Below are 11,971 nucleotides of genomic sequence, written 5' to 3'. Positions count from 1 at the left end.
GCCGCGCTGCTGGCGTTCGCGGCTTCGGGCAATGCCTGGAGCGCCGCCGCGAACGCCGCGAACGCCGCAAACGCCGTGATGCCGGCCGCCGCCGATCTCGATGCGGGCGCAACCGACGCGGCGAAATATGCGCAGGACGTCGATCCCGCCAACGTCGAGTTCAACCCCGACTTCCTGCCGAAGGAAGGCGGCAAGCGCGTGGACCTGTCGCGTTACGAGGCGGGCAATCCCGTGTTGCCGGGCCAGTATCGCGTCGATCTGTTTCTGAACACGCGCCCGCTCGGACGCATCGATCTGCGAGTCGCACCCGGCAGCGATCCGAACCGTGGCCGGCTCTGCATGACGCGGCCGCTGCTCGAGCAGATGAGCGTGGACACCTCGGCGTTTTCACCGGCGCAGCTTGCCCGGCTGAACGCGATCGACCGCTGCGCGACGCTGCCCGAACTGCTGCCGGATTCGACCGCCCGTTTCGATCCGGGCGAGCTGCGGCTCGACGCGAGCATCCCGCAGGCGCTGCTGCGCCACACCGCGCGCGGCTACGTGAGCCCGGACCTGTGGGACCCGGGCGTGACCTCCGCGGCGCTCGCCTACAGCTTCAACGCCTATCGCACCGACGGCCCCGGCGGCCCGCGCGATTCGTCGTTCCTGAGCCTGACCGCCGGCTTCAACGTGGCTGGCTGGTACTTCCGCCACAACGGCTCGCTGAGCACGCAGCAGGGCAGCGGCAGCCATTACGACAGCCTGAACACCTACGTGCAGCACGATCTGCCCGGCATCAAGAGCCGCCTCACGCTCGGCCAGTCGAACACCACCGGCGAGATCTTCGACACGCTGCCGTTCCTCGGCGTGCAGGTGGCCAGCGACGACCGCATGCTGCCCGATTCGCTGCAGGGTTATGCGCCGGTGGTGCGCGGCATCGCCGAAACCAATGCGCGCGTGACGATCCGGCAGAACGGCAACGTGATCTACGACATGCCGGTGGCGCCGGGCCCGTTCGTGATCGACGACCTCTATCCCACCGGCTACGGCGGCAACCTGGAGGTGACGGTGACCGAGGCCGACGGGCGCAAGCGCATGTTCCTGGTGCCGTATGCGGCCGTGCCGCTGCTGCTGCGCCCCGGCATCTCGCGCTTCAGCGTGACGGCGGGGCGGCTCGACCAGCGCGGCCTCGGTTCGCATCCGATGCTGCTGCAAGGCACGGTGCAGCACGGCTTCACCAACAGCTTCACCGCGTACGGCGGCGTGCAGGCGAGCCAGGATTATCTGGCGGCGCTGGGCGGCGGCGCGTTCGGCACGCCGTTCGGCGCGTTGTCGGCGGATTTGACCGGGGCGCGCACCAACACCGGCGCGGCGCAATGGCAGGGCACCAGCCTGCGGCTTGGCTACAGCAAGTATTTCGACAGCACGCAAAGCAATATTTCGGTGGCCGCCTATCGCTTCTCGACACAGGGTTTTCTCGATTTCAACGGCGCGGCGCAGTTGCGCGACGCGGTACGCGGCGGCCTGCCCGGCGACAGCGTGTGGCGCGCCAAGACGCGCTTCTCGATCACCGTGAACCAGACCCTCGGCCAGAAGTGGGGGCAACTGTTCCTGACCGGCTTCACGCAGAACTACTGGAACCGCAACCAGAGGGACCTGCAATTCCAGCTCGGCTACAGCAACCAGTGGCGCTGGCTCGCCTATTCGCTGACCGGCAACCGCGTGCGCAACGCCAATGGCGGCATGGAAAACCAGTTCATGCTGAATCTGGCGATGCCGCTCGGCAAGTCGGCGCAGGCGCCGCAGTTGAGCGTGAATCTCGCGAACGCGCCGGGCACCGGCACCGCCACGCAGGCGACGTTGAGCGGCGTGGCCGGCGCCGACAGCCAGTTCTCGTATGGCGTGACCGGCACGCAGGCCGCGAGCGCGGGCGGCAGCGGCTCCGTCACGGCGCAGTACCGCGCCTCGCAAGCCACCTTCCAGGGCAGCGCCGGCGCGGGCCGTGGCTACCACAGCGGCTCGCTCGGCGTGTCGGGCTCGATCGTCGCGCACCCGGGCGGCATCACGCTCTCGCCGTACAGCGGCGAGACGCTGGCCGTGGTGCAGGCGCCGGCCGCGGCCGGCGCGAAGATCCTCGGCTATCCGGGGCTGCGGCTCGACGCGCGCGGCTACGGCATCCTGCCGTTCCTGATGCCGTACCGGCAGAACGAGGTCGCGCTCGATCCGGACGGCATTCCCGACGACGTGGAGCTGAAGGTGACGAGCCAGCAGGTGGCGCCGCGCTCGGGCGCGGTGGTGATGCTGAAGTATCCGACCGTGACCGGCCAGGCCGTGCTGATCGACGCGCATCTGGCCGGCGGCGAGCGCGCGCCGTTCGGCGCCGAGGTGGTGGATGCGAGCGGCGGCCACGTGGGCATGGTGGGGCAGGGCGGGCGCATCTATGCGCGGCTGGCCGCGCGGGCCGACACGCTGCGCGTGAAGTGGGGCGAGGCGCCCGATCAGCAATGCACGTTGCCGCTGACGCTGCCGGCGCAGGCCGGCGCGAAGCCGCAGGCGCTGATGCGGCTCGATGCCGACTGCGAGCCGGGCGCGGCCACCGCACGACGCGATGACGGTGGCGCAGGCGCCACGCGATGACCGACAACCGATTGGGATACCTGATGATCTTCCTCGTTCACACGATCCGCCGGCTCGGGCTGGGCGCGCTGCTGATGCTGCTGCTGTGCGGCGCCGCGCATGCCGAGTGCACCTACAACGACAAGAATCCGTATGGCGCGCGCCCCTACACGCTGGTGTCGCCGCTGGTCATCAGCGCGCTGACGGTGGGCCGCGACGTGCCGGTCGGCACGATCCTCTATCGCCAGACCGTCACGTCGCAAACCCAGTTCTTCACCTGCGTGGTGCCGAGCGGCGTGATCACCTCGACCTGGCCGCTGACCGCCACGCCGTTGCCGCTCGCGTCGTGGAACCAGAACCCGTTTGCGGGGCATGTGTATCAAACGGGCGTGGCCGGGATTGGCGTGGCCATCTATTGGGGGAGCAATAACGCGGCGCCCACCAGCAACACGCTCAACAACTGCAATAACGGCAACGGGGCCTGCAACTGGTCGCTCGTCACGCCGTCGTTCAACATCGTGCTGATCAAGACCGGGCCGGTGTCGCCGGGCGTGATCTCCGGCACCAGTCTGCCCACCGTGGAAAACGCCTGGAACGGCGGCAGCGTGCCGCTGAAGCTGCTGCACGTGTCGTTCACCGGTTCGATCCGGATCGTGGCGCAGACCTGCACCACGCCCGACGTGAACGTCGATCTCGGCAAGTACACGGTGCAGGCACTGAGCGGCAACAACGCCGCCACGCCGTGGAAGCCGTTCGCGATCCAGTTGCAGGCGTGCCCCGCGTTCTACGGCGCCACCGGCACGTCCACCAACACCGATAGCGGCTCCGGCTTCATGCCGGGCGGCTTCACCACGCCGAACCAGATCGGGTTCTCGCTCGCGCCCGCCACCCCGGTGATCGACCCGGCGAATGCGATCGTGGCGTTGAGCCCGGGCACGCCGTCGAACCCGTCGGCGTCGGGCATCGGCGTGCAGGTCGCGAACGGCGCCGGCAAGCCCGTGTCGTTCAACACGCTGATGCCTAGCGGGATCACGCCGCAGCCGACCAGCGGCGGCGCGTATGCGATTCCGTTGCAGGCGCGCTATACACGCACCACCGGCACGGTGGCGGCCGGTCAGGCCAATGCCTCGATGACCTTTACGATCAACTATCAGTGACGCTCGCCACCGGACAGCCGTGCAGGGCGCGGCCACCGATCTTCGCGCGGTCGGCCGCGGCGGCGGCCCATGCCGATGTCGCGGTCACTTGCGGAAAGGTCCGGCCATCCGCGTGATACCCAAGCCGCCGCGAACGCGGAAAGGCCGACAGTCCGCTTTACCGTCAGTTTGAATCGACCGCGATTGGCACAGGTTGCGCCATCGCGCTTTCTCTACACCTGATGGCTGCGTCAATGCTCGACCACAGGGTGTCGAGCGCCGCCAAGGCACCCTCCACCCCGTGCTGTCGACACCGCATTTCCATGTCGCCGCACGCATCGGCGATGGCCGGCTCGCGTGCCATCGCCCAGGCGCCTCGCAGGGCGTGCAGGATATCGAGCAGCCGTGCCGGGTTGCCGGCTGTGATCGCACGACGCGCGTCATCGAAATTCTCGACGGTCGTTCGCCAAAGCACTTCGAAATGGTGTTCGCCGAGTGCCCCGTCGCTCAAGGCTGGCATCTCATGCACCGCCTGCGGAAGACGCAGGTTGCGTCGCACCGCCGCGTCGATCATGGCCAGCGTTGCGGGCTTGTGCAGTACGTCCGACATCCCGCATTCGCGGCAGTTATGTGCATCGGTATCCGACGTGTTCGCGGTATAGGCGATCACCGGCACCCGGGGATCGATGTCGGTGAGGCATTGCGCCAGCGCGAAGCCGTCCATGCCGGCCATGCTCAGATCGGTCAGTACCACGTCGTAGTCGTGTTCGATGAATGCGCGTATCGCGTCGCGCGCGTTGCTCACCACGTCCGCGTCGTAGCCCAGTTCGGCGAGCTGGTCGGCGATGAGCGCGCGGTTCAGTTCCTGATCATCGACCGCGAGCACGCGGATCTCGACCTGTCGCGGGTGCACGTCGAACGGTATGTCCGGCGGGCCGGCGCAGATGTCGACAACCGGCGCGGCGAGCGTGGCCGGAAGCGGCAACTGCACGATGAAGCGGCTTCCCACCGAGGGCTCGCTCGACACCGTGATCGTGCCGTCCATCAACTCTGCCAGCTTGCGACACAGCGTGAGGCCGAGCCCCGTGCCGCCAAACCGCCGCGAGATGGACTCGTCGGCCTGGGCGAACGAATCGAAGATGCGGGCCTGCTGCTCCGGCGTCATGCCGATACCGGTGTCCTCCACGACGAGGTGGACGGTGCCGGTGTCGGACACACCGTGTGACATGTTCACGCGAATTCGCACCTGGCCGCGCTCGGTGAACTTGATCGCGTTCGATACGAGATTCACGAGAATCTGCCTCACCCTCAGGGCATCGCCCATGCATGCCGAATCGACAGCGGCGCCGATCTCGACCTCGAGCGCGATACCCTTGCTCGCCGCGAGCGGCGCAAACAGTCGGGATACCTGATGGACCAGTCGCGCCGGGCTGAACGCAATCGATTCGAGCTGCATCCGGCCCGATTCGATCTTCGAGACGTCGAGAATGTCGCTGATGACGTCGAGCAGATGCTGGGCAGAGGTTTCCACCACGGCGAGGCGTCCGGCGTCGTCGAGCGATGGCCAATGGCGGCGCAGCAGTTCGAGATGCCCGAGCATCGCATTGAGCGGCGTGCGCAACTCGTGGCTCACGGCGGCCACGAACATGGTCTTGGCGGTGTTCGCTTCCTCGGCCAGCCGCCGTGCTTCGGTGGCGGCGTACTCGGCGAGCTTGCGTACCGTGATGTCCGACAGGATGCAGAGAATCGCGTCTTCGCCGTGCACGCGCGCGGTCACGATGCTGGCGAGCAGGTTGCGGGTCGTGCCGTTTTCGGTCACCACGCTGAGGTCGAGATTCAGCGGCACGACGATTTTGTCGCTGCCGAAGGTGGCGCAATGCATACGATAGGCATCGAGCAAGGGCTGCGTGATGCGCCGGCCGCCGCCGTGGGCGGCGTGGCGGTACGCATGCATCGGCTCGTTTTCGAAGATCACCTCGCGGCGCGCGATCGAGATCAGGCCGATCCCGACCGGTGCCGTGGAGAGGATCGACCGGTTCAGGTGCTCGCTTTCGTACACGCGCTGCGAGCGGCGATACACGGGGCGGAACACCTTGTGGTTGAACACCAGCAGCAGGGTCCACAGCAGCGCCAGCAGGCTCGCGACGCCGCCTGTCCAGACGGCGGCCTTGGGCGCGAGCGCCGCTGCCATGGTGCGCCACGACCAGATGTAATTGAGCGTCCAGTCCGTGCCGGGGATGCGGTCGCTGATCGAGAACACGCCACCGCGATAAGCGTCGGCGACACGATTGCGCTTGCGCGGTCGCGCAGCGCCCACCTTCAGCGCCCGGATGGCAAGCGCGGTATCGGCGCGCGACGGATCGCCCTCGGAATGCAACACGACATCGCCCTGTCGGTCGAGCACCAGGAATTCGCCCGGCGCGGGCGACTGGCGCAGCATCGCGCGAAGGCGCTCGATCGACACCTGACGCACGAAGATCGCGAACACCTCGCCCTCGTAGTGCGCGGGCTGGCTCAGATGGAGCACGTGACCTGCGCCGAATGGGTTCGGCAGCGGCGAGGACCAATAAGTGGGCAGCACGCCGGACACGGCATCGTCGATCGAATTCGCTTCGAAGGTCGATGCCCGCGGCACCAGGCGCTCGATCACGTCGGCCACGCTGTGCTGGCCGGGCGTGCCGAGCACGTCACCGGAGAGCCGCGCGGGCGCCATCGACACGAAGGTGCGGTCGGGGTTGTAGAAGATGCCGATTCCAGGCCGCCCTACCTGCCGCTCGGCCGCGCCGAATACGTTGCCCATCTCGGCGGTCAGGCCCAGATAGTAAGCATAGGAATCCTGATCGGGCGCTGCGTCGCGCCTGTCGAGCTGGCCCAGCGCGAGTTGCGCGGTGGCGTCGCGGTGCTTTTGCACGATCCGGCGGCCTTTCGACTGGGCGAACTCGGCAAGCTCATGCTTGCCGGCACGGCGATGCTCGCTCCAAAGCAGCTCGGCGGCCGCCACGGTGCGCGAAAACAGCGCCTGCTCGGTTTCCATTTCCATGCGAAGCAGCGAGCGGTTGACCAGGAACGCGTTGTGTTGGCCCGCGAGATAGTCGTGCACGCTGGCCTCGATACCGAGCGCGTAGGCGGCAATCATCAGCAGCGACAGCACGATGCCGCCGCCATACAGCATCACGCGCTGGTAGCGCTTGAGCAGCAGGAGGTCCGGAGCCGGCGGCTCCGAACGCGTGGTGGGCGCGTTCGGCTGCCCGTGTGGATAAGCCATGTGGATCGTCCTCGGCCGTTTGCGTCATGCAAACCGCGCGCATGGCGCGTGGCCGAAAACCGGATGGCGCGCCGTGGGTCAGTCGTCCGGGCTCGCTTCCGGGGCCTGGCCGGCCAGCAGGTGTTGCCAGCGGCAGATCAGCTCCCGCCTGCTGGAGGGCGAAGCGAACACGAACTCGTTGAGCTTGCAGTGGAAAAACGTCTGATCGCTCTCGTTCAGCGCCGCGTAGGCGAGCAGCACGCTGAGGGCAGGGGTCGTCGCGGGTTTGTTCATCGATGAAGTTCCGGCGCGTGGCTTGCGGCGAGACCCGGCATGGCGTCGCGCGAATGCGGTCAGATTGCGGTGCCCGGTGAAGCGGTGTCGGCACCCTGAGCATCATTGTGGGACGGGATGCGGCGCGGCGAAATCTGACCGGGTACGAGATGGCATGGGACCCGTACGAAATTCCGCCGAGGGCGAGGCAGGCCTCGATCGCCGCCGGGGGCAGGCCAAGCCGTGTGCGTTTAGGATTTGTCCTGCTACTATTTAGGCCGAGTCCGAGATTCACCGGCCCGAATTCACCCAAGTACTATGGGTCGGTACCGGTGGCGGCCTTAAAGTGGAACGTGCAGGGGTTCCCTGCGTATTCCCGGGAGCCGCGTGAGCGGGCTCCGCCGTTGCAGGCCGATGCGGGCACCCAGTGCCGCCATGTATCGGTTGCCCACCGCACAGGACGCTTTCACATGGACGATTTCGCCATCCGGGTCATGCTCGCCGACGATCATCCCCCGATCATCGTCGGCTTGCTTCACACGCTGAAGAAGCATCGCACCATCGACGTCGTCGCCACCGCCGGCAATTCCACCGAACTGATCGATGCGCTGGGCAAGCAGCCGTGCGACGTGCTGGTGTCCGATTACGCGATGCCCGGCAGCGATTACAGCGACGGCATCACGTTGTTCTCGTTCCTGAAGCGGCGCTATCCGGCCACGCGCATCGTGGTGCTGACCATGATCGACAACCCGGGCGTGATCCGGTCGCTGCTCAAGCTCGGCATCAACTGCATCCTGAGCAAATCCGACGCCACCGATCACCTGCTGGCCGCCATTCACGGTGCGTACGCGGATGGCCGATATTTTTCGCCGACCATCGCCAAGGTGGTCTGGCAACTCGAGGCGGATTCGCACGGCCACAGCGACCGCGCGCTCACCACGCGTGAATCCGACGTGATCCGGCTGTTCGTGTCGGGCATGACGGTCAACCAGATCGCCGCGCAACTCAAGCGCAGCAAGCAAACCATCAGCGCACAGAAAAATAGCGCGATGCGCAAGCTCGGCGTGGAAACCGATACCGACTTGATCAAATATTCGATCGGCGCGGCGCTGGCCGCCAGGCCGGCCGATTCTGCGGCCGACACGACCCCTCAAGAGCCGGACGGCAGCGCGCGTTGAGCCGGGCCGCGCCGCGCCAGCACGGTGCGCGCGGCCGACTCGAAGCGCCCGATCCGGGCCAGGATGTCGACGGGGCTCCCCGCCACGGCGCGCACGGCATCTTCCATGTCCGCACACAGCCCGGCCGGCTCGGCTTCGTGAATCATCGCGAACGCGCCGCGCAGCGCGTGCAGATGCGCGAGCAGCGCGGGGTGGTCGCCGTCGGCCGCGGCGGTGCGCAACGCCTGCAGGCCGCTGTCGAGCGAACGCGTCAGCGTCTTGTGCACCGCGTCGGGCAGCGGCCCTTGCGCGATGTCGTCTTCGGGGGCGTGCGTGGCCGCCGAGGGCTCGCGGCCGAGCAGCCGGCGAATCGTGCCGCCAATCTCGTCGAGCAGCGCGGGCTTGACCAGGATCGCATCGATGCCGGCCGCGCGGCAGCGCCGATGCTCCGCGTCTCCCGCATGGGCCGTGATGGCGACGATCGGCACCGTCGCGCCGCACTGGCGCAATGCCTGCGCGAGCGTGTAGCCGTCCATGCCCGGCATGTTCAGGTCGGTCATGATCAGGTCGAAATCGCGCGGCTTGGCGAGGAAGCGCGCCAGCGCCGCGCTGCCGTTGCCGGCGAGCTCGCAGCGATGGCCGAGCGTGGCGAGCTGCGCCTCGAACAGCAACTGGTTGGCGGGGGTGTCTTCCACCACCAGGATGCGGGCGGCGGTGGCCGGGTCCGGCACCGCTGCGTGTGGAGCGGGATTCGCGCCGGCCGCTGCCGCTTCAGCCCGATCTCCGGCTTGATCGAGCGCCAACGGCAAGGTCACCGCGAACGTGCTGCCATCGTCCGGCCGACTGCGCACTTCGATCGTGCCGCCCATCATCTCCGTCAGCCGCTTGCACAGCGCGAGGCCGAGCCCGGTGCCGCCGTAGCGGCGCGCGATGCTCGCATCGGCCTGCGTAAACGGCCGGAACAGCGCCGCCTGTTGTTCCGGCGTCATGCCGATGCCCGAATCGGTCACGCTGACCACGATCGGCGAATCGACGCGCGTATCGTCCTCCCTGAAGAGTTCGATCATGACGTCGCCGGCATCGGTGAACTTGATCGCATTGCTGAGCAGGTTGGAGACGATCTGGCGCAGCCGCGTGGGGTCGCCGAGGTAATGGCGCGGCAGATCCGGCTCAATCACGCATTCGAATTGCAGCCCTTTTTGCCGCGCGACCGCCGAGAAGATCGCGGCACTCTGCCGGACGACATCGGCCGGATCGAAGCGGATCACCTCGATGCTCAGTTGCCCCGATTCGATCTTCGAGAAGTCGAGCAAGTCGTTGATGATATCGAGCAGCGTGCGCGACGAGGACACCACCGCGTGCAACTGCCCGCTCTGCGCGGCCGTCATCGTCGAGCGGCCCATCAGCTCCAGGTTGCCGAGGATCGCGTGGAGCGGGGTGCGGATCTCGTGGCTCATCATCGACAGGAACGACGACTTGGCCTGGTTCGCCGCGTCGGCCGCGCGCCGTGCCGCTTCGAGCGTGTGTTCGAGCGACTTGTGGGCGGTGATGTCGGAGAAGTTGCAGAGCAGGGCGTCGGCGCCCCGGTACTTGGTGGCGACGAGGCCCACTTCCAGCTGGCGGACGCTGTCGTCGGCGAGCCGCAACGGCAGTTCAAGCCCCATGGGCGTTGCCGGCTCGGCCCCCGCCGCGTGAAAACGGTCGTACAACTGTTCGCGCAGCGGCGCTTCTCCCGCCGCCGTGCGCGCCGCGTAGTCGCGCATCACCGCGTTTTCCAGCAGCACCGCGCCGTTGTCCATCGACAGCAGGGCGAGACCGAAAGGCGTGGTGGAAATGATGGTGCGATTGAGCTGCTCGCTTTCGAAGATCCGTTGCGCGCTCAGATGGCCCGGCCTGAAGATCCGCCGGTCGAGCAGCAGCAGCACCGTCCACACCAGGCCGATCGTCAGCAGCAGGGCGGCGAGGCAGCCGGCCAGCTTCGGCCACAGCTCCGCCAGCACGGTGCGCCACGAAAACGCGTAGATGAACGTCCAGCCCAGCGGCTGCACGCCGGCGCGGATCACGAACAGGCCGTCCTGGAAGTGCGTGGCGATCGGGTCCTCGGCATGCGAGCCGGCCGCGAGCCGCCGCATCAGCGCCAGGCGTTGCGCCTCGTGGTCGGCAGCCTTGCCCGAGGCGGCGAACACCGTGCCCCGCGCATCCAGCACGAGCGAGTTCGCATCGTGGCGATCGGTCGGCAGGATCGACTGCAACACGCGCACGGGCAGATTGCTCGCGAACACGATCACCGGCTTGCCGTCGACATAGGCGGGCTTCGCGATGCGGATTACCGGCTCGCCGATGAACGGGCCAGGCGTGGGCGGGAGCCACACCGGCGCGGCGGGGCCGCCGAGCGCATCGCGCACGGTGGCGCTGGCCAGATCGCCGAGATCGGGCGCAAGGCGCGCCAGCAGGGCGTGCACGCTGCCCGCGCCGCTGGCGGCGACCGGGTCGCCGCCGGGTGGCGCGGGCAGGATCGCCATGAAGCTGCGGTCCGGGCTGTAGCAGTAGAAATAGCCGATCCGCGCGTAGCCGCGCTCCTGCGCATAGGCGCCGAGCCGGTAGCTGAATTCCTGCGCCATCGCGAGGTAGGGGGAAAACGAGGCGGCCGGTTGCGGCGACGCGATATCGCCGAGCAGCAGCATCGGCGGGAAATGCGGATTGCCGCGCACCGTCGCGCGGCCGCCCTGGGCCGCGAAGCTGGCGACCAGCGAGGCGGGCGGCGCCTGACGGTCGAGCCAGACCGCTTCCTCGTGCTGGATTCCGGCTCGAAACGCCGTGTTCGTTTCGTTGACCTTGAGTTGCAGGCTCGTCTGCCGTATCACGAAATCGGCGTAGCGATCGGCGATGTAGCCTTTCACGAGCGCCGTCATCACGGCCGCCGCGATCGCCGCCAGCACCAGCGAAACGATCACGCCGCCACCGTACAGCAGCACGCGCTGATAGCGATTCAGCACGCCCGGCTTGCCGGCCGATGCCTCGGCGGCGGACAGGGTGTCCGTGAGTCGGCGATGCCTGCCTTCATGGTCTTGCATTGCCATGAACCGCCCCTGCGGGGGAAATCGAGATCGCCAATCATAAGCGAATTCGCCGGGTGAATTCGACGCGGCGACTGGGGTGCCCGGTTCAGGCGGGCGGGTTGCGATCGCTGCCGCGGGCGCCGAACCGCTGCACGAATGATTGACACGGCTCGCCGCGCAGCGGCTGGTCATGGAAGCGCCGCAGTGGCAGCGAAGCTTCGGTGTGGAAGTGGTCGGGATGATCGAGACGCAGCTGCTTGACGGTGTCGTCGATCCGCGCCCGGCCCGCTTTCGATGCCGCGATCAGTTGCTTCTGCTCGTTCGTGCTGAATGTCATCGCGATTCCTCTGCCGGCAAGATGTGCCCGGCTGCGCTGCCGCCGGACCGCAAAACAGCAGTCTGGCGGTCGACGGCTCGCCAGGCTATGGGACAGGGACGAAAAAAAGCCGGGCATTCAGCCCGGCCAAACGACCCCGCCACGACTTCCGGAACGAACCACGGGGCCGG

7 protein-coding genes are annotated in these 11,971 nt (G+C 67.6%); 4 read left to right on the top strand and 3 right to left on the bottom strand.

Annotated features, from left to right (window positions below; all coding sequences use genetic code 11):
- Together ACYP33_RS16150 and ACYP33_RS16145 are read left to right on the top strand one after the other, a co-directional pair.
- On the top strand, positions 1-2,616 hold a 2,616-nt coding region (locus tag ACYP33_RS16150; protein ID WP_459622805.1), incomplete at its 5' end, for a fimbria/pilus outer membrane usher protein.
- On the top strand, positions 2,613-3,752 hold the full coding sequence (locus tag ACYP33_RS16145) for a fimbrial protein (protein WP_459622804.1): 1,140 nt from the start codon (positions 2,613-2,615) through the stop codon (positions 3,750-3,752). The genes ACYP33_RS16150 and ACYP33_RS16145, both read left to right, overlap by 4 nt.
- Positions 3,753-3,915: 163 nt before the next feature.
- Here the strand turns inward: ACYP33_RS16145 and ACYP33_RS16140 are convergent, their stop codons facing one another.
- Positions 3,916-6,171, bottom strand: coding sequence for a hybrid sensor histidine kinase/response regulator (locus ACYP33_RS16140; RefSeq protein WP_459622803.1), 2,256 nt, complete (start codon positions 6,169-6,171; stop codon positions 3,916-3,918).
- On the opposite strand from ACYP33_RS16140, the gene ACYP33_RS16135 reads away from it, so the two are divergent.
- Together ACYP33_RS16135 and ACYP33_RS16130 are read left to right on the top strand one after the other, a co-directional pair.
- The gene (locus ACYP33_RS16135; protein ID WP_459622802.1) at positions 6,103-7,275 is read left to right on the top strand and encodes a hypothetical protein; all 1,173 of its coding nucleotides are present in this window, start codon (positions 6,103-6,105) and stop codon (positions 7,273-7,275) included. The two genes, ACYP33_RS16140 and ACYP33_RS16135, sit on opposite strands and share 69 nt — an antisense overlap.
- 443 nt (positions 7,276-7,718) lie before the next feature.
- Entirely contained in the window at positions 7,719-8,426 is a 708-nt protein-coding gene (locus tag ACYP33_RS16130; RefSeq protein WP_414451613.1) for a response regulator, read from the top strand.
- Here ACYP33_RS16130 and ACYP33_RS16125 read toward each other — a convergent pair.
- Both ACYP33_RS16125 and ACYP33_RS16120 read right to left on the bottom strand, forming a co-directional pair.
- On the bottom strand, positions 8,399-11,485 hold the full coding sequence (locus ACYP33_RS16125) for an ATP-binding protein (protein ID WP_459622801.1): 3,087 nt from the start codon (positions 11,483-11,485) through the stop codon (positions 8,399-8,401). The genes ACYP33_RS16130 and ACYP33_RS16125 overlap by 28 nt on opposite strands.
- Positions 11,486-11,570: 85 nt before the next feature.
- Entirely contained in the window at positions 11,571-11,918 is a 348-nt protein-coding gene (locus ACYP33_RS16120; RefSeq protein WP_459622800.1) for a hypothetical protein, read from the bottom strand.
- Positions 11,919-11,971: the final 53 nt, after the last annotated feature.

It is taken from the genome of Burkholderia sp. 3C, from assembly GCF_054589155.1.
Note: the sequence above shows the minus strand (reverse complement) of the source record. Positions and strands in the feature narration are given on the sequence as shown.

Excerpts from the sequence above, each read along its gene's own strand:
- ACYP33_RS16130 (WP_414451613.1), top strand. The coding sequence starts at position 7,719 with ATGGACGATTTCGCCATCCGGGTCATGCTCGCCGACGATCATCCCCCG.
- ACYP33_RS16120 (WP_459622800.1), bottom strand. The coding sequence starts at position 11,918 with ATGCCCGGCTTTTTTTCGTCCCTGTCCCATAGCCTGGCGAGCCGTCGA.
- ACYP33_RS16125 (WP_459622801.1), bottom strand. The coding sequence starts at position 11,485 with ATGGCAATGCAAGACCATGAAGGCAGGCATCGCCGACTCACGGACACC.
- ACYP33_RS16140 (WP_459622803.1), bottom strand. The coding sequence starts at position 6,171 with ATGCTGCGCCAGTCGCCCGCGCCGGGCGAATTCCTGGTGCTCGACCGA.
- ACYP33_RS16135 (WP_459622802.1), top strand. The coding sequence starts at position 6,103 with ATGCAACACGACATCGCCCTGTCGGTCGAGCACCAGGAATTCGCCCGG.
- ACYP33_RS16145 (WP_459622804.1), top strand. The coding sequence starts at position 2,613 with ATGACCGACAACCGATTGGGATACCTGATGATCTTCCTCGTTCACACG.